22 protein-coding genes are annotated in these 21,273 nt (G+C 48.0%); 11 read left to right on the top strand and 11 right to left on the bottom strand.

Annotated elements, in window-relative coordinates; translation table 11 throughout:
- Positions 1 to 78 precede the first annotated feature (78 nt).
- Both EVJ24_RS10775 and EVJ24_RS10770 read right to left on the bottom strand, forming a co-directional pair.
- A complete protein-coding gene (locus EVJ24_RS10775) occupies positions 79 to 1,041 on the bottom strand; it encodes an HAAS signaling domain-containing protein (RefSeq protein ID WP_131441314.1) in 963 nt (320 codons plus the stop codon).
- A complete protein-coding gene (locus EVJ24_RS10770) occupies positions 1,028 to 1,375 on the bottom strand; it encodes a PadR family transcriptional regulator (RefSeq protein ID WP_035386661.1) in 348 nt (115 codons plus the stop codon). Before EVJ24_RS10770 ends, EVJ24_RS10775 begins: the two co-directional genes overlap by 14 nt.
- 143 nt (positions 1,376 to 1,518) lie before the next feature.
- On the opposite strand from EVJ24_RS10770, the gene EVJ24_RS10765 reads away from it, so the two are divergent.
- The 6 genes from EVJ24_RS10765 (at position 1,519) to EVJ24_RS10740 (ending at position 6,244) form a co-directional block, all read left to right on the top strand.
- A complete protein-coding gene (locus EVJ24_RS10765; protein ID WP_131441313.1) occupies positions 1,519 to 1,920 on the top strand; it encodes a hypothetical protein in 402 nt (133 codons plus the stop codon).
- Between the two features lie 154 nt (positions 1,921 to 2,074).
- Positions 2,075 to 3,139, top strand: a complete 1,065-nt coding sequence (locus tag EVJ24_RS10760) for a FecCD family ABC transporter permease (RefSeq protein ID WP_016510900.1) — start codon at positions 2,075 to 2,077, stop codon at positions 3,137 to 3,139.
- Complete coding sequence (locus EVJ24_RS10755) at positions 3,136 to 4,137, top strand: FecCD family ABC transporter permease (protein ID WP_131441311.1); 1,002 nt, start codon at positions 3,136 to 3,138, stop codon at positions 4,135 to 4,137. The genes EVJ24_RS10760 and EVJ24_RS10755 overlap by 4 nt, the downstream gene beginning before the upstream one ends.
- Positions 4,138 to 4,156: 19 nt before the next feature.
- Positions 4,157 to 5,110 carry an ABC transporter substrate-binding protein gene (locus tag EVJ24_RS10750; RefSeq protein WP_131441310.1) on the top strand — a complete coding sequence of 318 codons (954 nt, stop codon included), beginning with the start codon at positions 4,157 to 4,159 and terminating at the stop codon, positions 5,108 to 5,110.
- A gap of 24 nt (positions 5,111 to 5,134) precedes the next feature.
- Positions 5,135 to 5,839, top strand: a complete 705-nt coding sequence (locus tag EVJ24_RS10745) for a hypothetical protein (protein WP_035386810.1) — start codon at positions 5,135 to 5,137, stop codon at positions 5,837 to 5,839.
- A gap of 108 nt (positions 5,840 to 5,947) precedes the next feature.
- Positions 5,948 to 6,244 (top strand): hypothetical protein, encoded by a 297-nt coding sequence (locus EVJ24_RS10740; RefSeq protein ID WP_131441309.1) that lies wholly within the window; start codon positions 5,948 to 5,950, stop codon positions 6,242 to 6,244.
- A 36-nt stretch (positions 6,245 to 6,280) separates the two neighbouring features.
- On the opposite strand, the gene ahpF is transcribed toward EVJ24_RS10740, so the two are convergent.
- A complete protein-coding gene (gene ahpF, locus EVJ24_RS10735) occupies positions 6,281 to 7,804 on the bottom strand; it encodes an alkyl hydroperoxide reductase subunit F (RefSeq protein WP_131441308.1) in 1,524 nt (507 codons plus the stop codon).
- A 12-nt stretch (positions 7,805 to 7,816) separates the two neighbouring features.
- Positions 7,817 to 8,380, bottom strand: coding sequence for an alkyl hydroperoxide reductase subunit C (ahpC, locus tag EVJ24_RS10730; RefSeq protein WP_016510347.1), 564 nt, complete (start codon positions 8,378 to 8,380; stop codon positions 7,817 to 7,819).
- A 324-nt stretch (positions 8,381 to 8,704) separates the two neighbouring features.
- Between ahpC and EVJ24_RS10725 the strand changes: the two genes are divergently transcribed.
- The gene (locus EVJ24_RS10725) at positions 8,705 to 9,391 is read left to right on the top strand and encodes a BglII/BstYI family type II restriction endonuclease (protein ID WP_131441307.1); all 687 of its coding nucleotides are present in this window, start codon (positions 8,705 to 8,707) and stop codon (positions 9,389 to 9,391) included.
- A gap of 13 nt (positions 9,392 to 9,404) precedes the next feature.
- Here the strand turns inward: EVJ24_RS10725 and EVJ24_RS10720 are convergent, their stop codons facing one another.
- Together EVJ24_RS10720 and EVJ24_RS10715 are read right to left on the bottom strand one after the other, a co-directional pair.
- On the bottom strand, positions 9,405 to 9,851 hold the full coding sequence (locus EVJ24_RS10720; RefSeq protein ID WP_131441306.1) for a very short patch repair endonuclease: 447 nt from the start codon (positions 9,849 to 9,851) through the stop codon (positions 9,405 to 9,407).
- 55 nt (positions 9,852 to 9,906) lie between these two features.
- Entirely contained in the window at positions 9,907 to 11,277 is a 1,371-nt protein-coding gene (locus EVJ24_RS10715; RefSeq protein WP_131441305.1) for a Sau3AI family type II restriction endonuclease, read from the bottom strand.
- Between the two features lie 143 nt (positions 11,278 to 11,420).
- Between EVJ24_RS10715 and dcm the strand changes: the two genes are divergently transcribed.
- From dcm to mgtA, 3 genes are all read left to right on the top strand, one after another.
- On the top strand, positions 11,421 to 12,755 hold the full coding sequence (dcm, locus tag EVJ24_RS10710; RefSeq protein ID WP_131441304.1) for a DNA (cytosine-5-)-methyltransferase: 1,335 nt from the start codon (positions 11,421 to 11,423) through the stop codon (positions 12,753 to 12,755).
- A 152-nt stretch (positions 12,756 to 12,907) separates the two neighbouring features.
- Positions 12,908 to 13,369, top strand: a complete 462-nt coding sequence (locus EVJ24_RS15455) for a cation-transporting P-type ATPase (protein WP_201739020.1) — start codon at positions 12,908 to 12,910, stop codon at positions 13,367 to 13,369.
- The gene (gene mgtA / locus EVJ24_RS10705; protein WP_201740371.1) at positions 13,359 to 15,428 is read left to right on the top strand and encodes a magnesium-translocating P-type ATPase; all 2,070 of its coding nucleotides are present in this window, start codon (positions 13,359 to 13,361) and stop codon (positions 15,426 to 15,428) included. The genes EVJ24_RS15455 and mgtA overlap by 11 nt, the downstream gene beginning before the upstream one ends.
- 30 nt (positions 15,429 to 15,458) lie before the next feature.
- Here the strand turns inward: mgtA and htpG are convergent, their stop codons facing one another.
- Positions 15,459 to 17,327 (bottom strand): molecular chaperone HtpG, encoded by a 1,869-nt coding sequence (htpG, locus tag EVJ24_RS10700; protein WP_131441303.1) that lies wholly within the window; start codon positions 17,325 to 17,327, stop codon positions 15,459 to 15,461.
- A 275-nt stretch (positions 17,328 to 17,602) separates the two neighbouring features.
- Here htpG and EVJ24_RS10695 point away from each other — a divergent pair, with 275 nt between their 5' ends.
- Entirely contained in the window at positions 17,603 to 17,770 is a 168-nt protein-coding gene (locus EVJ24_RS10695; protein WP_442899262.1) for a VOC family protein, read from the top strand.
- A 62-nt stretch (positions 17,771 to 17,832) separates the two neighbouring features.
- On the opposite strand, the gene EVJ24_RS10690 is transcribed toward EVJ24_RS10695, so the two are convergent.
- The 4 genes from EVJ24_RS10690 to EVJ24_RS10675 form a co-directional block, all read right to left on the bottom strand.
- The gene (locus EVJ24_RS10690; protein ID WP_131441302.1) at positions 17,833 to 18,516 is read right to left on the bottom strand and encodes a DUF4956 domain-containing protein; all 684 of its coding nucleotides are present in this window, start codon (positions 18,514 to 18,516) and stop codon (positions 17,833 to 17,835) included.
- A 13-nt stretch (positions 18,517 to 18,529) separates the two neighbouring features.
- Positions 18,530 to 19,228, bottom strand: a complete 699-nt coding sequence (locus EVJ24_RS10685) for a polyphosphate polymerase domain-containing protein (RefSeq protein WP_131441301.1) — start codon at positions 19,226 to 19,228, stop codon at positions 18,530 to 18,532.
- Between the two features lie 94 nt (positions 19,229 to 19,322).
- Positions 19,323 to 20,516, bottom strand: coding sequence for a sensor histidine kinase (locus tag EVJ24_RS10680; RefSeq protein WP_236637638.1), 1,194 nt, complete (start codon positions 20,514 to 20,516; stop codon positions 19,323 to 19,325).
- Between the two features lie 46 nt (positions 20,517 to 20,562).
- Entirely contained in the window at positions 20,563 to 21,249 is a 687-nt protein-coding gene (locus EVJ24_RS10675) for a response regulator transcription factor (RefSeq protein ID WP_131441299.1), read from the bottom strand.
- Positions 21,250 to 21,273: the final 24 nt, after the last annotated feature.

The raw sequence follows: 21,273 nt of genomic DNA, 5'->3' as shown, positions 1-21,273 counted from the left end.
CCGTGGAAATACGTTCTCTTCTCGGCTATTCCACTTTCCTGGGGAATGAAACGTTTGAATGCGAGATGAGTATTTCAATTAAGGACGAAACGCTTTATAACATCCTTCAATCAAATCGATGAGACAGACGACGACGACAGTCAGCACTATGCTCCATACACCCCATTGTGTGAGTGTCGTGAGAGCGACGCTGGTTCGTTCGGCTAGGAGAGCGAGAGCTTCCGATGAAATGAGCTCTGGTTGCAGCAGAATCAGTGCCGTCACTCCAATCCATAGAACGTTCAAGGCCACATTCCATAGGGCGAGCGGTTTCGTCCAATAGCGCACAATCCACTTATAAACTCCAATTCCGATGTCAAAGACGGCTAGCGCAATTACGAACGGGAAAAATCGATCCAATATTTCTGGGTTAATGAGGGGGAATGTCTCTCCGTCAATTGATAAGCGGATCCATTGATCAGTGTTCACATAGAGCATCAGCAAGACAACGACCATAACAAAATCAAATACGATTGAACTGAGGGGGATGAACTTTGTACGTGGTTTTACGTTCTTTAATTTTTCTGGTGACCATTTCGATAAAGGGACATCTCCTTCTGGGGAAGCCCGCTCGATGATAAAGAAGACAAGCGTAATCCAGAAGAAAGTCTGAATCACGACTTCGAAGATTGCAGAGCTGATTTGAACCAGTCCTTGGATGATGAATTGTACCCATGATGATTCAACATTCGCATCAGCAAGATAAGCGATAGTTGCGAGAATAATCGAGAGTGTGATAGCAATTGGCAAGACGGTCTTCAAAATACTCACATAGCCTGGGAATAGGGCTGGACCAATTAAATGGAGCGGGCGATTGGCATACCGTGCGGCCAGTATGCTCGGGTCACCTAACTGACGGAGGGCCTCCAAGAGAGCTTTCTCGGACGGGTCGTCTCCCGTCATATCATCAATCGTGGACTCGAGTTCAAGCGCAACATCTTCTCGCATCGACTCAGGGATTCGAGACGTCACTTCTGCAATATACACATCACGAAGGTTCATGGTCGTTTCCTCCTTCTATCAAACGGTTTAATGTGAGCGACATCTTATTCCATTCTGCATACAACTCCTGCAACATATCCGTTCCCTCTGCGCTGAGGACGTAATATTTGCGAGGCCGGCTCTCAGTCGTATCCCACGAGCTTGTCACGAGCCCTTGCTTTTCAAGCCGCCTTAAGAGCGGATAGAGCGTGCTTTGATCGATGCTGACATCGGCATCGAGAAGCGCCTGAACGAGTGAATACCCGTACTGTGGTGTCTTCAGTTGACTCAAGACTGCAATCGTCAAGGTGCCTCGTCGTAACTCGGTCATCAATGAGGCTTTTACATCAGACATCTCTTTGCCTCCTTCGATTCTTTTTATACTGTATATTATACACTATAGTGTGATGTACAACAATTATGAATAAAAGTATTAGGAAACCGGAATTCAGTTGCCTATTTTCCTGTTTTTGGGATAATTGGAGTGAGGTGATTGGGATGAAATGGTGGTGGGCGCTCGGTTTGGCAGTGACGGTGACTTTACTTTACGTGAATGACGCGTGGTACGGAGGTGCGGCGACATTTGGTGTGCCGATCGGTTGGATGATTTCGATATTGATTTTAGTGAAGCTCACGTATCCGAGACGTAAAGTATGGTCCGCATTTGTGAGTGTGTTTTTAGTCGGCGCTACAATCGTACTTTCGATTCCGACTTACTCGGTCGCTGCCGCGGAACAAGAACTGTTCACAACGTACGGGAGCGTCACTTATACGGAAAGTGTGCGAACGAACGGGGACGAATGGAATCCGTTCGTCCCAACTGTCGCGTATGTATTTGAAACGGAGACGGGGGAGTCGATCCTGTTCATTCCGGACTCAGGGAAGTCGTTTGAACTATAAAAAAACTCGTCCTCACGCGGAGGACGAGTTTTTTTCAGCTTGTTGACTAACACAAGCAGATTCGCTCATCCTTCCGGCGACTTCGTTCGTCAGCAGCCTGACTATTTTTATAAAAATAGCCTTGACTGATGGGGGCAGGTAGAGAATAATACATATGTTGATAATGATTATCATTATCTATGAAAAGAAGCGGAAAGGAATTGACGTGCGACTCATTCAAGCAAAATCAAATTTAATTAAATTTACGTATTGGATACTTTTTGGCTTATGTTCAATCGTGATTGTGTCAAGTTACTCAATTACAGTCGGGGCAGCCACGATCCCTATCTCTGCTATTCAAGACGCCATTTTTCATTATGATTCATCTAATGCCCAACACGTTGTGATTTGGGATTTGCGTTTGCCAAGAGTGTTTGCGGCTATACTCGTTGGAGCATCCTTTGCCGTAGCTGGAGCCATCATGCAAGGAGTGACACGAAATAGCTTAGCGGATCCGGGTATTCTTGGGATTAACGCAGGCGCTGCATTCGCATTGGCGATTTCATTCGTATTTTTCCCGAACATCTCGTTTACGCTGTTAATGTTTATTACGTTCATCGGAGCTGTAATAAGTATGGGCTTAACGTTCGGTGTGACGAGCTTATACGGTCAAGTTACCGCACTGCGTCTCGTGTTGGCTGGTTCGGCAGTCTCGGCTTTATTTTTTGCTTTAAGTGAAGCAGTCACCATCTATTTTAAAGTGTCGCAAGATGTGGCGTTTTGGTATGCCGGAGGACTCATCGGCGTTTCGTTCGAACAATTAAAAGTCGTGGCACCATGGATTGTCGCCATGTTGATGTTTGCGGTTCTATTCAGTCGCAAAGTTACGACGTTAAGTCTTGGTGAAGATGTGGCGATTGGTCTAGGAGAAGACGTTAGGAAATCAAAATTTATGCTAGCTTTAGTCGTCCTACTGTTAGCTGGTGCCTCGGTCTCGATGGTCGGTCCGATCGGCTTTATCGGTTTAGTAGTTCCTCATATGGTTCGTGGGATTGTCGGGGTTGACTATCGATATATCATTCCATGTTCTGCTGTATACGGTGCTTTGTTATTGCTTATCTCTGACCTGTTGGCCCGAACCATCAATCCCCCTTATGAAATCCCAGTGGGTGCAATTTTAGCTTTGATTGGGGTCCCGTTCTTCCTACACATCGCGCGAAAAGCGAGGCGTGAACTATGAGAAAGCCATATATTGTTTGGACCGGTATGCTCATTGTGAGTTGGTGGATAGTTGCACTGTATAGCATCAATTCAGGGTTCATATCCCTTACTCCACAAGAAGTGTTAGACACCCTCTTCGGTCAAGGGACAAGTCAACAGACAATGATCTTGTTCGATTTGAGGTTGCCGCGAATTTTCTTGGCTTCATTCATCGGCTTCGGACTTGCTATTTCAGGGGCTACTTTACAAGCGACGATGCGAAACAGCTTAGCTGAACCAGGTATATTAGGCATCAATGGCGGGGCAGGGCTATTCGTCGTATTATTCGTCACTTTGTTGCCGACCACTTCAAACGAGTGGATTCAAGCGGTCAGCTTACCGGTGGTCGCGCTAATCGGTGGGGTGCTAACCGCCTTCATCATTTATGTGTTAGCTTACAATCGGAACGAAGGAACACCGCCGATTCGGTTAATTCTAGTTGGAATCGGTGTGGCGTCTGGGATGAGTGCGTTAATGATCGTATTGACACTTGCGTTGAATCCTTTTCAGTACCAATTCACAAAACTTTGGTTGGCCGGCAGTATTTGGGGTGCTTCTTGGGAAAAAGTTGCTTCACTGCTCCCTTGGCTCTTGATCGGTGGAGGGCTCTTAATGTACCGCAGCCGCTATTTAGATGTGTTGACGTTTAAAGAAGACATGGCTGTCGGCTTAGGGGTGAAAGTGGAACAGACCCGGCTGTGGTTGAGCTGGATTGCGGTAGCGGTTGCTAGCGCTTGTGTGGCCGTCGGTGGCGGCATTAGCTTTGTCGGTTTGATCGCACCTCACTTGACGAAGCAACTGATCGGGACAAAGCATCGGTATGTTATTCCGATTTCAGGTCTAGTGGGAGCACTGCTCGTTTTGACAGCTGACACAATCGGACGCCTTATTTTACAGCCTAGTGAGATACCGGCGGGAATTATTATCGCAATCATCGGAGCCCCTTACTTTTTACATTTGCTCGCTAAAAAAATATAAACAGAAAGCAGGATGAGATATGAAACATTTATGGCTTGCCACAATGGCGGCACTCCTTTTAGTGATCGGTGTTGGATGTGCCCAGTCAGAGACTGAGACGAAAACAGCGACGACTGAAAAACGAACGATTGAACATGCCGGAGGGACGACAGAACTTTCATCAGATGTTGAGAAGGTAGTCGTTCTTGTCCCTGGATGGGAAGATTATTTGTTGTCACTCGGCATTACGCCGGTCGGTGTCACGAATGGTTTTGAGCAAATTGGCGATGGGGTCTTGCCTTATCTACAAGAAGATTTGAAAGATGCCCAGCGTGTCGGTGACCCATATCAAGGGAATTTTGAAGCGATTATGGCGACAGAACCAGACGTTATCATCGGGGATGTCTGGTTGAAAGAATCTTATGACCAATTGAACGCGATTGCGCCGACCATATTGATTGGTTCGGAAGAGGGAGACGTGGACCCGAAAGAGTGGGAGACGAACTTTTTGAAAGTAGCAGAAGTGTTCGGTAAAGAAACAGAAGCGGAAAATATCATCCAACAGACAAATGATCGTGCGGAAGAGTTATCTGCGCAATTTGAAACTGAACTAGGGGATGAAAAAGTTGCATTCCTTCGCGTGCGCCCGAAAGATCGAGGTCTTAACATTTATGCGAAAACAGATCATCCGTTGAACACGTTGATGTATGAGAATCTGAAATTAAATGCCGCGAACATGGTACCAGCGGATGGCGGATCGAGTGAATTATCTTTCGAAAAAGTGCCTGAAATTGACGCTGACCATTTATTTTTCCAAGTCGACAATAACGGGAAAGCTCACATGGAAGAGATTAAAAACAGTAACCTTTGGCAATCCGTCCCGGCCGTGCAAAAAAATCAAGTTCATCCTGACGACTATTGGGTATACATGGCCTGGGGACCTAAAGGACGAAATTTGATCATGGATCAACTTGAAGGACATCTACTGAAATAAGCCGCACAGAAAGGAGGAGTCATGATGACTGATGAAATGCATCGCTATTTAAAAGACGAATATGGAATTGTAATCGATTCGACGTCATCACCAGACTTTGCTTACAATGAGTTGCTGACGGATGCAAGTGTGGTCTCTTCCCTTCTACGGCATCAACAAGAGCAAATGGAAAACTGTCATCCGGTCGTGGCAGGGACACTGTTTGCCAAACGCTATTCGGTTTTGTTCATGGGGTTACTCGACGCATTCAACCGATTCGATTGTCTAGTAATTCCACGTCTTAATAGCGGCGGGATTCGGTGCATCGAGGATGGTTGTATGGAATTTGTTATTCATAAATATGACGTGTTTTCGTCTCAAAACGGACACGACACGAACGAAGCCTGGGTTCGCTGGCTTACTAGTCACCTTACTCCTTTGCTAACAAAAGTTTCAGACGAAACAAAAGCAAAATTGTCTCACATGTATAGCCTGATTTCACATAATCTATTTCAAATCGATTTACAGATGGAGCAATCAGAGCCTGAACATGCAGACGAATATCGTCAGAACCTGCATACGCTGATTGATGACGGAGTGAAAAGCGCGAATCCGTTGAATATGACGTTCAAGCTAATCGATAATGGAACTGAGAGCTATTATGTGCGCAAACATTGTTGCTTGGCGTACTTGAAACAAAATCGTGATCGTTCCTCATGTTGCGGAACGTGTCCGTTGTTGCATAATTAATTTGTTGAAACCGCTCGTGCGTTGCCGAGCGGTTTTGAATGCATTCATTTTTTTGGGATAACATGAGTGAGATGATTGAGATAAAGCTTTGGTGTGCCGATCGGTTGGATGATTTCGATATTGATTTTAGTGAAGCTCACGTATCCGAGACGTAAAGTATGGTCCGCATTTGTGAGTGTGTTTTTAGTCGGCGCTACAATCGTACTTTCGATTCCGACTTACTCGGTCGCTGCCGCGGAACAAGAACTGTTCACAACGTACGGGAGTGTCACTTATACGGAAAGTGTGCGAACGAACGGGGACGAATGGAATCCGTTCACCCCAACTGTCGCTTATGTATTTGAAACGGAAACGGGGGAGTCGATCCTGTTCATCCCGGATACTGGGAAGTCGTTTGAACTATAAAAAAAACTCGTCCCCACGTGGAGGACGAGTTTTTCGTTAGTTGCGGATCATGTAATCGAAAGCACCGAGTGCGGCTGTCGCACCAGAGCCCATCGAGATGATGATCTGTTTGTAGGCACTGTTCGTGCAGTCGCCTGCAGCGAACACGCCTGAGATGTTCGTCGAACCATGATGGTCGACGATAACCTCTCCGAAGTTGTTGCGTTCGACCGTATCGAGCCAGTCCGTGTTCGGGACGAGGCCGATCTGGACGAAGACGCCTTCAAGTTCGACGTGATGCGTTTCGTTCGTCTCACGAGACATGTACGAGATCCCGTTCACTTTGTCCGTACCTGTGATTTCAGTCGTCTGGGCGTTCGTGACGACGGTCACGTTCGGTAGACTGTGAAGACGGTTTTGAAGTACTTGGTCGGCCTTCAGTTCAGGTGCGAACTCGAGTACCGTGACGTGCTTGACGAGGCCGGCGAGGTCGATTGCCGCCTCGACGCCAGAGTTACCGCCGCCGATGACCGCGACACGCTTGCCTTCGAAGAGTGGACCGTCACAGTGTGGGCAGTAGGCGACACCTTTGTTTTTAAACTCGGCTTCGCCTGGGACGTTGACGTTGCGCCAGCGTGCCCCTGTCGACAAGATTACACTCTTACTCTTCAGAATCGCGCCGTTTTCAAGTTCGACTTCGACGAGGTCTTTCTTCTCAAGGCGCTTCGCGCGTTGAAGATTCATGACGTCGACGCCATATGCTTTCACGTGTTCCTCTAAGCTCGCGACGAGTTTTGGACCTTCCGTGTACGACGTGCCGATGAAGTTCTCGATGCCCATCGTGTCCATCACTTGACCACCGAAGCGTTCAGCGACGATGCCGGTACGGATGCCTTTACGAGCCGCGTAAACGGCCGCGCTTGCACCAGCCGGACCACCACCGATGACGAGGACGTCATACGCCTCTTTGTCTTCGAACGCCGAAGCGTCAGGACCTGTGCCGAGTTTCGCCAAGATCTCTTCGAGTGACATCCGTCCGTTACCGAACGCTTCTCCGTTCAAGAAGACGGTCGGGACGGCCATGATTTCTTTCGCTTCGACTTCTGCCTTGAACGCGCCGCCGTCGATCATCGTGTGTGAGATGTTCGGGTTGAGCACGCTCATGACGTTAAGTGCTTGGACGACGTCCGGACAGTTATGGCAGCTGAGGCTGATGTACGACTCGAAGTGGTACGTGCCTTCGATGTTTTGGATTTGCTTGATCGCATCTGCGTCGACTTTCGGCGCTCGGCCGCTCACTTGGAGCAACGCGAGGACGAGTGACGTGAACTCATGACCGAGCGGGATTCCGGCGAAGACGATGCCCGTCTCTTCAGACGGACGGTTCACGCTGAAGCTCGGTGTGCGTTCGAGCGTGACGTTTTCGACGGAGATACGTGACGACATGCTTGCGAGCTCGTTGACGAGTTCGAGCATCTCTTTAGAGACCGCGTCATCACCAGCGCTCACACGGAGGACGACGTCGCCCTCCATGAGCTGCAAGTATTGATCTAGTTGTTGTTTAATATCTGCTTCTAACATGGAATCCGCTCCTTACAACTTGCCAACGAGATCGAGGCTTGGACGAAGTGTCGCTGAGCCTTCTTCCCATTTCGCTGGGCAAACTTCGCCTGGGTTGTTGCGGACGTATTGTGCTGCTTTGACTTTGTTTACGAGCGTGCTCGCGTCACGGCCGATGCCGCCTGCGTTGATTTCAACAGTTTGGATGACGCCGTCTGGGTCGATGATGAACGTACCGCGGTCAGCAAGGCCATCTTCTTCGTTCAAGACGTCAAAGTTGCGTGAGATCGTGTGTGACGGGTCGCCGATCATGATGTATTCGATCTTGCCGATTTTCTCTGACGTTTCGTGCCAAGCTTTATGTGTGAAGTGTGTGTCTGTAGACACTGAGTAGACTTCGACGCCGAGGTCTTTCAATGTCGCGTATTCGTTTTGAAGGTCTTCAAGTTCAGTCGGGCAGACGAATGTGAAGTCAGCCGGGTAGAAGCAAACGACGCTCCATTGACCTTTAAGGTTGTTGTCTGATACTTCGAGGAATTCTCCTGTTTGGAACGCTTGTGCTGTGAATGGTAAGATTTCTTTGCCGATTAATGACATGGGGTATGTCCTCCTTGGGTTTTTACTCTAGCGGAATTGTATCTCTACTAGAATAATTATAATGTAATACTAATTTCATATAACTAGGCGAAATTGTCAAGACGTATGCATGCTGCCTAAAAGGTTGATCTATCAACGTTAAATGGAAAAAAGGCTTGATAAAGGCAAAGAAAGCGATTACAAATCAAATGTGCTTTTGTTTTCAATCATGTATCCTGATAAAGTTATTATCAGGGTCGAGAGTTCGATTTGAATGAAGAGAAGCATCTCATTCTCGCCATGAGGCATATCATTATCAATTACTAACAGAGAAGAGTGAATCAATTGAAATATAGAATCCATTCACATCGATTTGGAGAAACCATTCTAAAAAATGATGCGGCATTCACTGAAATCTGGTCAGAAATTCATGACATCATCCAGTCGATCAGTGATGATGCAATCATCAAGAAATTCGAGGAGAAGTACGCGAGCAAGAACAAAAGTCTATCCAAGGCCTTGAATGAGCTGTTCAAATCAGAGTTTTTAAAAAGGGGATGGGCGAGTGAGAGTCCGATATTTCAAGACCGTGACTATTCCGAGAATGTGTGGCGCCTCGATTTTGCCAAAGACAATATTTCGCTAGAGGTCGGATTCAACCATTCGGGTACGATTGCCTGGAATCTGTTGAAACCGGTCATTGCAAGCGAGCTGAACCATGTAGAAAAAGCAATCCAAACAAGGATTGGCGTGATCATCTGCGCGACGCAGCGACTTCAGCGTGCAGGGAATTTCGACAACGCCATCGGGACGTTTGAGAAATACGTCCACCATTTGAAGCCATTGAACACGCAACTAACTGTACCGATCGTCATCATCGGACTCGAGGCGCCTGAGACGTTTAGGATTGTTGAGTACTTGAACGAAAATGGCGAAAAAAGAGGCCGTGTAGAGGAATTCTACACGAACCTGATTGTCGATGATGCGACAGAGACCTATGATGAACCATTGTTTGACGAGGATTTAGACTGATGCGTTTGAAGCATCAACCACTTCGTCTATGTCGATTGTTTTTGGCCATATCGACGAAATGAGTGATGGTATATATCACGTGATCAAAATCTTCATTGACCTGGTGCTCCCAAAACCGGAGGATAATCCAACCTTCTTCTACATAATGTCGTGTGACGTCAGCATCTCGCTCGATGTTACGTCCAATCTTTTGGCGCCAGAATTCGGTGTTCGTCTTCGGCAGTTTGAAGTGAAGGGGACAGCCATGCCAATAACAAGAGTCCAGAAAGACGACGACGTGTAGGCCGGGGAATGAGATGTCAGGTGTCCCATAAAGCTTCCGATTGTTCTTTCGGTATCGATATCCAGCAGCCCAAAGTGCCTTCCGGACTTTCACTTCCATCTTCGTGTCCTTGCCACGGTTCCCGCTCATCGTCTTGAAGACGGCTGGACTCGAAGCCTTCGGTACGTTTCTGGCCATTCCCCCCACCTCCTTCTATTAAGAAGATTCCACTTGAGGGAGGGGAATACTCATGTTAAGCGTCCAGAATCTGCTGGATATAGTTTCTATCCAACCAAAATGATTGTTTTGTGATCCATTGACCATCTGGGAGTCTAACTTTATCTTTTCCATTGAGAGCTTTTGAGCGGACGTGTGCCACACGATTGAATTTTGGACCGGGAAGATTGTTTTTGACGCCTCGTTTCATTGGCGTCAACTGAACTCCTGCTTGAACGATATTTTTTGTCTCGAGCCACATCGACTTCAATTCTCTATCAACGGTCTCGAGCGGCATGTTCCATAAGCGTATCCCTTCAAATCGAGGGATACGTTTTTGTTTAGACACGTACTCTTCATCGTATCGGAAGACGAGGAGAAGATACTTCTGTTCAGCGAACGTGTCGTACAGGGCGGACTCTTCCCACTCATCTCGATGCAAGTCATCGAAATCGACCTTCCCGAACGACATATGTTCTCGTATAGATCTGTTGGGCTCACGACCGACCGTCTTGAACTTTATTCCGGCTTTCGCAAACTCTTCAATACTAGATAGGTCGGTTCCTCTCACGCCTAATAGTCGAGCCATCACTCTTGGGATCATCGCCTTGTTTCCTGGGTTATACCGGATGCCGGTTTCTTCACATAGTTCGAGCACTGTCTTCCCGTAATGAGGGGATAGTCGGGCCTCGAGGAGCTGCTCGAGGGACATCTCTTTCAGCTCACCATGTGAGGCGATCGATTCCATCAGCTCCGGGGTCAGGTACTGCCGGACTAGTCCAGACATATAGGATGCCTTGAGCGAGAAGGCTCGCGGTTTTGCGGGTTGTTCTGAGAACGGTTGGCTACGGACGACCGAGCCGTTCGCCCCTTTCGTGCAGGCTGACAAGTACATCGTATCTGCCTCGGAAATTAAATGGGCCTCTCCACGTTTGATTTTTGCGACAATCGTCTCCCAGTCCTGTCGCATCACATCTAAATCTTCTTCGGAGAACTCGTTCAAGAACGCCTTATAGATACGGTAGTCGTCAATCGGAATATCTGACTCGTATTGATAAAGCATGATGAGCATGCTCGTTGCTTTCGATAGGAAGCTCGACGTCTCGAACGAATATCCGTGCTCGTTATGATAATCAATCATGTTCAAAACAAGCCGTTCTTTTGATGAATATGTACCATTCTTATTTTTCTTGAAAGGTGTGACCTTCAACTCGATACCGAGCTCTTCGAAGTCAGGCCGTGCATCCGAGTTGATTGGGTATCCGAAGTGGCTCTCCTCGATGATATGTCCGAGGGCGCCTTTCGACCGAACGTTCTTGATGCGTCCGGTCGTGTCGATTTCGCCGAAAGTCTTCCCCTCGGCCTCTCTCGCTTTATCCATAAGCTCTTGTATCGTTTCGTAGCGCAAAAAAAAGACCTCCTGAAATTTACATTTATAACCATTATAGCGTATCGGTTGATCGATTTCACCGTTCGTGATACACTAATTCCATTGAGTAAATATAAAAAATAGAGTAAATTTAAGATAGAAAATACGAAAGGGTGTTCCCATTGATTAAAGTAGTTGAGTTATTTGCCGGTGTAGGAGGTTTCCGCATCGCACTTGAAGGGATTAAAGACGTGAATGCCGAGCCTACATCTGACAAATTCGATGTGGTTTGGGGCAATCAATGGGAACCGGCGACGAAGAGTCAACCGGCCTTCGATTGCTACGCCGAACGTTTCAAAGGACGAGGCATGCATATGAACGAGGATATCGCCTTGTCTTGGATGGAGGCCGGCCCACACCATCTGTTGGTCGGTGGCTTCCCGTGCCAGGACTATAGCGTGTCGCGCAGCTTGAAGAACGAGCAAGGACTCCAAGGGAAGAAAGGCGTCCTGTTCTGGGAAATCATGAACATCATCGAGCAGGAGAAACCGCCTTATGTTCTATTGGAGAACGTGGATCGACTCATGAAATCTCCGGCCAAACAACGTGGTCGTGACTTCAGTGTCATGCTTCGGGCTTTCGCTGACCAAGGTTATACGGTCGAGTGGCGCGTCATCAATGCGGCCGATTATGGATTCGCGCAACGTCGTCGCCGCATCTTCATCTTCGCTACACGGGAAGATTTGAATCACTCGGAACGAGCAAGGAAAGCGAACCCGGAAGAATGGTTACTCGAGTCAGGATTCTTTGCACCTGCTTTCCATGTGCACGAACTGACGAGCGAGAAGCATCCGGGAGCAGATTTCCAACTGCCGGAAGATATCGTCGAGATTTCCGATACGTTCTCGGCAACATATCGCAACGCGGGAATTATGACCGGTGGTAGAGTGACGACGCTTGAGACGCTACCGAAACGAGAGACGCCTAAAACGCTCGGAGAAGTCGTAAAAGAGGTCTATGAACAGTTCGGGCCTGCACCGGAACAGTATTATTTGGACACCGAGACGATTAAAAAATCGGGTCGGAATGAGCAGGAAGAGCTTGCTTACTTGAAAGGACCGAAGAAGATCGAGCGGACCTCGGCGAGCGGGCACGTCTACATCTATGCTGAAGGTGGCATGTCTTATCCGGACTCGCTCGACCTTCCTGGACGAACGATGTTGACGAGCGAAGGGACTTGCAACCGTTCGAGCCATGTCATCGAGGACCCACAGACGAAGAAGCTTCGTTACTTGCGCCCTGAGGAGTGTGAGGGGCTAAACGGATTCCCTTATGGATGGACGGAGACGATGACCGATCGCAAACGTTACTTCACGATGGGGAACGCACTCGTCGTCGGATTGATTGAACGGATGGGCCACCGGATTGCGGAGGTTCATGAACAAGAGGACGATCAAAACATCTTGCAGGAAGCAATTCAGATGCAGTTGTTAGGAACCTATAATAATTTACGCTAATAGAAATGCGTCGACCATGCGAATGGAGGCGCATTTCTTTATTTTTTGCTTAAAGTTGAACGAAAACAAATCAAGCATCTCATCTAAAAACGGGAATACAACTCATGTAGCCACGTCCATATTCATTTTCATTATGAAAGAAGGCAACGGTCATGAGAGATGTCCAGACAGATGAATATTGGTCCCGTCCTTCTATTGACTTAATCCAAGCACTCGACTCATCAACTCACGGTCTCAGTTCTACTGAGGCCAAGCGTCGTCAAGTCGAATTTGGATTAAATGCGCTCGCCAAAGAACGCCGTTTTACCCGGCTTGCGCTATTGCTTGGACAATTTAAAAGTCCGATCATTCTCATTCTGCTCGGAGCGACGCTCATCTCGGCACTAACGGGTGACTATATCGATGCGGGCATCATTCTAACAATCATCTTGGCGAGTGCCGTCCTCAGTTATTTTCAAGAATTTCATGCGAGCAAAGCGGTTGAAGAATTGCGTGACAAAGTGAAAGTCCACGTCTTAGTTTGGCGTGATGGCAACTTGATTGACGTGCCTGCCATTGAATTAGTACCCAGGCGACGTCGTCGAACTGTCGGCAGGGAGCTTGGTGCCGGCTGATGGGATTCTTCTGACGAGCGAGCATTGTTTCGTCAATCAGTCGATGCTGACCGGGGAGTCGGGTGCGGTCAAAAAACAAGTCGGCGTGACGGCGCCTGACCAGTCGTTAGAACAACGCTTCAACTGCGTCTATATGGGAACAAGTGTCCAAAGCGGGAACGCGGCGATGCTCGTCGTTCACACGGGACGGACGACCGAATACGGTGAAATCGCGAAGCGGTTGACGCTCCGCCCTCCGGAGACGGAGTTCGAACGAGGAATCCGTCATTTCGGTTATCTGTTGACGCGCATCATGCTCGTGCTGACACTTGTCGTCTTCGCTATCAACGTTTGGTTCGAGCGGGATGTCATCGACTCGCTCTTGTTTGCTGTGGCGCTTGCGGTCGGTATCACACCGCAACTTCTCAGTGCCATCATCAGTATCACACTATCCCAAGGGTCACGAGCAATGGCGCAAGAAGGGGTCATCGTTCGCAAATTGACCGCCATCGAGAACTTTGGGGGCATGGACGTACTATGTACGGACAAGACGGGGACGCTGACGGAAGGACAAATTCGAATCGACGATGCAGTCGATTCGAGTGGGGTCTCCTCGGACGAGGTGTTCCGAGCCACCTATTTGAACGCCACGCTCCAGACGGGAATGAAGAACGACTTAGACGATATGATTCGCCGCCACCGCCAGATCGACGTGGCGGCAGTGACGCGTCTCGGGGAAGTCCCGTTCGACTTCATGCGAGAGCGCTTGAGCGTTATCGTGCAAGACGGGCAGGACGTTCGCATGCTGGCGAAAGGTGCCTTCCATAGTGTGCTCGATACGTGTGACCATGTATGGAAGCACGCGACGAGCCACCCGCTCGACTCGTTCGCGCGAATGGAGCTAGAAGTTCAATTTGAAAACTGGAGCGCCCAGGGCATCCGGGTGCTCGGGGTTGCGGAAAAACGAGTGACGATTCGTGACGAGTACAGTGTCGACGATGAGACCGGTATGACGTTCATCGGTTTCTTGCTCATATTCGACCATCCGAAAGCTGATGTCGCCGAAACGATCCGTCAACTTGTCTCACACGGTGTCGACCTCCGGATCATCACAGGCGATAACGCTTCGATCGCACTTCACACCGCTGAAGCCGTCGGTCTGCAAGTCACCGGTGTCCTGACCGGGAAAGACTTGGTTCGAATGTCGGACGAGGCATTGTGGCAAAAAATCGAGACGACGACACTCTTTGCCGAGGTCGACCCGAACCAAAAAGAACGGATTATTTTGGCGCTCAAGAAAAACGGGCACGTCGTCGGGTACATGGGTGACGGAATCAATGACGTACCGGCGCTCCATGCGGCCGACGTCAGTCTGACGGTCGAGAATGCGGTCGATATCGCCAAAGAGTCGGCTGATTTGGTACTCGTTCGAAAGAGCCTGCGCGTCTTGCTGCGCGGTATCGTCCTCGGCCGGACGACGTTTGCGAACACACTCAAATACATTATGGTGACGACGAGCGCCAACTTCGGAAACATGTTCAGCATGGCCGGGGCCTCGTTGTTCTTACCGTTTTTGCCGCTGTTACCGAAACAGATTCTCATGATCAACTTCTTGAGCGACTTCCCGGCCCTGGCCATTTCACAAGATAGAGTCGACACCGAGGATGTGCGTGTGCCCAGACGATGGGATTTGAAAGAAGTGCGGCGCTTCATGATCGTCTTCGGACTCGTCAGTTCCTTATTCGACTACACGGTGTTTTTAGTGTTGATCGTCTTATTCAATGCGAACGAGTCCGTGTTTCAAAGCGGTTGGTTCGTCTTCTCGATTTTGACCGAGCTGCTCATCTTGATGATCATGCGGACACGCCGGATCCTGTATCACAGTCGTCCGGCCCCGATCCTCTTATTCGCGTCGATCCTTGTCGGTGCGGTCGCGATCGTCGTGCCTTATTTGCCGAACGCGTCGCTGCTCGGCCTCTATCCGTTACCGTTCCCGATTCTATTCACGTTACTCGGGCTGCTGGTCGGCTATGTCTTGCTCAACGAAGTGGTGAAACGCTGGTTTTATCGGGAAAAATAAAAAAGGCAGAGGTCGCCCTCTGCCTTTCAATCATTCTGCCATTAACGCACATACCGCATTCGAATACGCTACCGGATCTTCAAGCGGTAACCCTTCGATGAGGAGTGCTTGCTGGTAAAGAAGATCGGTATATTGTTTCGCTTTCGCCTCGTCTTCCGTATAGACGCGTTGCAACGTCTGGAAGATGGCGTGGTCGGCGTTCACTTCGAGTACTTTCTCGGCTTTCATGCCGCCACCGTTCGGCATTGTGTTCATGATTTTCTCCATCTCAATCGAGACGTCACCTGCGACCGTCAAGCAGACCGGGTGCGACTTGAGACGAGTTGACGCGCGCACTTCTTTGACACGATCGCCGAGCTCGGTCTTCATGAAGGCGAACAAGTCTTTATTGTCTTCATTGAGCGAATTCGCCGCCTCATCGTCGAGGCCGAGGTCACCGCTCGCGACCGACTTGAACTCTTTGTCTTCATAAGACTGGAGCACTTTGATAGCGAACTCGTCGATCTCTTCTGTGAAGTAGAGGATCTCGAAGCCTTCTTCTTTCAAACGTTCCGTTTGCGGGAGAAGGTCGATACGATGGATCGATTCGCCCGTCGCATAATAGATGTACTTCTGGTCCTCTTTCATACGCTCTACGTATTCTTTCAGCGAGACGAGCTTTTTCTCGTTCGACGAGTGGAACAAGAGCAAGTCCTTCAACTCATCCTTCGCGGCGCCGAACTGGTCGTAGACGCCGAACTTGATTTGGCGGCCGAATGCGTCAAAGAACTTCTCGTAGTCTTCTCGCTCGTCACGGAGCATCTTCTCGAGCATGCCTTTGATTTTCGACTTGACGTTCTTGGCGATGACGCGCAGCTGGCGGTCCTGCTGCAACATTTCCCGGGAAATGTTGAGTGACAGGTCTTCTGAGTCGACCATTCCTTTGACGAAACCGAAGTAGTCCGGCAATAAGTCAGGCGACTTCTCCATGATCAAGACGCCGTTCGAATACAGTTCGAGCCCTTTCTCGAACTCTTTTGTATAGTAGTCGAATGGGACCGATGACGGGATATAGAGAATCGACTGATAGCGGATTGAGCCGTCGACGTTCAAGTGGAGATGTTTGAGCGGCTCATCGAAGCCGTAGCGTTTTTCGTGATAGAACGCTTTGTAGTCCTCGTCCGTCAGCTCATTCTTCCGCTTGCGCCAAATCGGCACCATGCTGTTGATTGTCTCTTCCTCGACGTAATCCTCGTAGTCTTCCGAGTCTTCTTTTGGACGGTGTTTCGTCACGTCGAGCTTAATTGGATAGCGGATGAAGTCCGAGTGCTTCTTGATGAGCGAACGGATTTCATACTCTTCTAAGAATGAAGAATACGTATCGTCTTCGGTATCAGCTTTCAAGTGTAGGACAATCTCAGTACCGATCTCTTCTTTAGATGTCGGCTCGATTGTATAGCCGTCGATGCCGTCTGACTCCCACAAATAGCCTTGATCGCTATCGACCGAGCGAGTGCGTACCGTCACGCGGTCGGCGACCATGAACGCCGAGTAGAAGCCGACGCCGAATTGACCGATCAGGCTATGATCTTCTTCCATCTTCGTCGCCTGTTTCATCGCGAGAGAACCACTTTTCGCGATAATTCCGAGATTTGACTCGAGCTCCTCGTCCGTCATCCCGATCCCTGTGTCGCGGATCGTGATCGTGCGTGCATCTTTGTCGAGTTCGACTTTGACGAAGTAGTCGTCCTTGTTGAAGTCGATCGCCTCGTCCGAGAGGGCGCGGTAATACATCTTGTCGATGGCGTCACTCGCGTTCGAGATGAGCTCACGGAGGAAGATGTCCTTATGTGTATAGATTGAGTGGACCATCAACTCTAAAATTCGTTTCGATTCAGCTTGAAACTGTTTCTTTGTCATGACCGTTCTCCTTTATCGTTCGATTTTGGCACTCTTTACACAAGAGTGCTAACACTCTTCATTATCCTAATTTTTGGAGAGATGTCAAGGCGAATGAAAACAAAAGATTGACGACGAAGCATCATTCGAGTATTGTTGAGTACATGCGATGAGCTGGTCTATGTAAGACGGCGGACATTCCTTCGGGAGCACGTTGTGGAGCGTGGTTCGACGCGGTAGACTTTTCGAGAGCACCTCTTTAGAGAGGTGCTCATTTTTTTTGTATATGGGGGATTATGATGCAGTTCCATACCATCCATCACGTGGCGATTATCGCCTCAAACTATGACCAGGCGAAGCGGTTCTATATCGATATTCTTGGGTTCGACGTCATTCGTGAGCATCACGACAGAACCGATTCGTTGCGATACGTTCACGGGCGAAAAGATGACGTTCTTCTTTGATCGGGACGGTCTTCCGCTTGAACTACACGAATAAAGCCCTTTCACGCGCGAAGGGGCTTTTGTTATGCAGTGAAATTCCCATCGTAACTTAACATGATGGCTGATTTGATGCCGTTCAACTCAGAAATTTTATTGATGAATGAAAAATCATTGTCCTTGACCCGAACTTCATACGTTACTTCGTAATCATCACCAGGCATGACGGATTTTGACTTGAGTAAATGCTTTCTCGTGTGCTCAGAGACCATTCCTTCTAGTTGCGGCTCGTTAGCGACCGCCTGATAACGCACAACAAGCAAATAAGGGTTTTCGACACGGATCCGATTTCCAAAGAAAACAAGGACGGCTCCAATCGCTGCTGATCCGATCAAGATGAGCGGGATAAACCCGGCCCCGCAAAGAATTCCCGCGACAATCGTCCAGAAGACGTAAACGATGTCCATCGGATCTTTAAGTGGGGTGCGGAAGCGCACGATACTGAGAGCACCGACCATCCCGAGTGATAAGAGGACGTTTGACGAGATTCCCATGATGATTAGTGTTGTCGCCATTGACATGATAATCAGCGAAATATTGAACGTATGTGAATACATGACTCCGCTGAACGTTTTTTGATAGACGACATAGATGAAGAGACCGATCAAAAATGAGGCGGTGAGCGCAATCAACGAATCCACGAGCGAAAAGCTGCTCGTCTTCTCTAAAATGCTAGATTTGAAAACATCTGTGAAACTAATATTCTCCATAACGATTCTCCTTTTAGCCGTACATCCGGCTCATTTGGTATTTAGAATAGGTACCGCGACGACGATCTCCGAGTTGGAGTAACTTTTTAATGACCTCGGGCAAATATGCATCATATTTCACCTCGAGAACGACCACGTCAGGTTCTGTCTCCACCATAGGGATATGTGGATTTAACAGATCATTATTATAGAAACTCGTCTTAATCTCGCTATCGAACGTGACGCGGACATTCCCGTGCGGGTAAATAAAGACCTCACGTTTGTAGTCAACGACGGTCACTGGTCGCAATTGATAAAGTTTCATTTGAACGTACAGTTCTTGGATAAGGGTGCGTGTGTCGTGGCGCATCCACTGGATTTCACCACGACGGAGCAATTCATATTCATCCGGTGTCAACTTACACTTTTGTTTGTAGGTCATGTTATCGCGTTTGCTCTTTTTTTCGAGATTTAAGCAAGATATATTGTAGTCGTATAGACGTACCCGAAATTTATCACGCTCGTAGAAACCTTCCTTTTTCTGCTGCAGAACTTTATTCTCGAAATTATCAAAATAGACACTTCGAATCAAATACGTTCCATCTGTTTTGGCGTATGGGTCGAGGTGCATAAAATGGCGTAACCGTTTTCGGAGAACATGACAGTCCATCTTTGTGATCTCATGCTTAAACTCATATCGCCCTCGTTTTCCATTCAGACAGAATGACTTCATGTGAACCCTTCCTTTCTTGTGTATCTGTCTTGATTAGACTAAAAAAACCTTAAACAAAACTTAAACCAAAAAAAAGAGACCAATATATGGTCTCTTAGAGTGTGATTGTGAAGATCGAACCGGATGGTTGATTCGCCTCGACATGAATTGTGCCAGAATGTGCATCAACAATCCATTTAGCGATCGAAAGACCAAGACCAGTTCCGCCCGTATCACGAGCGCGAGCAGTATCTTCTCGATAAAAACGCTCAAAAATTTGTTCTTGATGCCCGTCCTGAATCCCTATACCGGTATCCGAGACTGAAATAGTTGGCGTGTAATCCCGATTAGTGAGCATGACAGAAATCGTATCGCCAGATTTGGTGTATTTTAAGGCGTTATCAAGCAGGATAACGATCAGCTGATGCAGACGGACCGGGTCGGCCGACACGTGGATTTTCCCATTGACCGTCAACAGAAATACTTTATCCTGTGACAAAGCAATTTCCTCGTACGGTGCACATACTTCTAGTAGAAGATGACTAAGATCAACGAGTTGTGTGTTCAACTGTGTTTCAGCTGAGTCGGCCCGCGCCAGTGTCAACAAATCGCTTGTCAATTTCGACAGGCGTCGCGTCTCGGAAAGGCTAAGGGCAATCGGTTCAAGTTGTTCGGTGATCCGAGCATCTGGCTTTGTCAGCAAAAGTTCAAGTTTATTTTGGATGATCGTCAGCGGTGTACGAAGTTCGTGTGACGCGTTTTCGACGAATTCAGCTTGTTTGTTCCAAGAACGGATGATTGGTTGCATCATGCGTTTGGACAATACATAACTTGCAAGAATCGATAACAAAATAAAAATAACCGCGAACCATGTAATCAGTCGTGTGAAGTTGTCGAGGATGCCTTGTTCGGCGTCAGTATTGATCAAAAGTTGTGTATAAGAGCCGACCGACGTATCTTCGACGAGGAGCGACCGGAAATAATACGTATCATCAATAACGAGGTTGGTGATGTCGTCTAGAGTCGACGTATCTAACGTATAACGAGATAAGTAGTTTTCGTACAGCGTTGTACCGATTTCAGACTCGTTCAAAATTTCACCATCCTCACTCCAATGAATGACGATAATCCGGGGGTTTGGTCCACGGGGATCACGTTCAAACTCCTCATTCGGCGGGTCATTCGCGAACTGTTCAAATCGTTCCGTGAATGTTTGTAGCTCACGATCGGCGTTCGAGTAGAGCGTTAACCGGACTTGACTGATGATGATGATACTGAAGAGTGTGAAAATAATAGTGAAGGAAATCAAGTTAAACGCCATAAATTTGAACTGCTCGCGTCGAAATAACTTTTGGTTATACATGGGCTTCACCCGGATTTGTCCACATATAACCGAGACCACGAAACGTCTTAATGAATCGGTCGTAACCAAACGGCTTCAAATTTTTACGTAAATGGCTGACGTATACTTCGACGACAGTCGTCGAGGTTTCAGAGTCAAATCCCCACACCCGATCGAAAATTTGCTCTTTCGTTAAAATGGCGCCTTGATTACCTAACAAGTACTCAAGCAAATCAAATTGCTTTCCGTTCAAATTCAAAATGGTTTCATTGACTTGAACAACTTTCGTCTGAAGATTAAGATGTAAGTCTCGGAACGTCAGTGTCTCAGGAGAGGTCATGCCTACACTGCGCCGGACAATCGCTTCGAGTCGAACGAGTAACTCTTCTCGATAGAATGGTTTCACCAAATAGTCATCTGCTCCGACATGAAAGCCCCTTAGTTTATCGTCGATGCCGTCTTTCGCTGTCAAAATCAATACAGGCGTATGCACGTTCCGGTCGCGCAGTGCTTTCAACACTTCATAGCCATTCAATAACGGGAGCATCAAATCCAACAGGATGACATCATGAATATGTTGCTCAGCTAAAAATAAGCCTTCTTCGCCATCGTAAGCTATCGTCGATTCGAAGCGAGAAGACGTTGTCTCTCGAAGTGTCTCGGCGAGTTCGTAGTCGTCCTCGATAATTAATAATTGCATCGTACGGATCACCTTCTTCAATAA

The organism is Exiguobacterium sp. SH1S21, from assembly GCF_004337175.1.
Classification (GTDB): domain Bacteria; phylum Bacillota; class Bacilli; order Exiguobacteriales; family Exiguobacteriaceae; genus Exiguobacterium; species Exiguobacterium aurantiacum_A.
The sequence above is the reverse complement of the archived record's forward strand: the minus strand, read 5'-3'. Positions and strand labels throughout refer to the sequence as shown.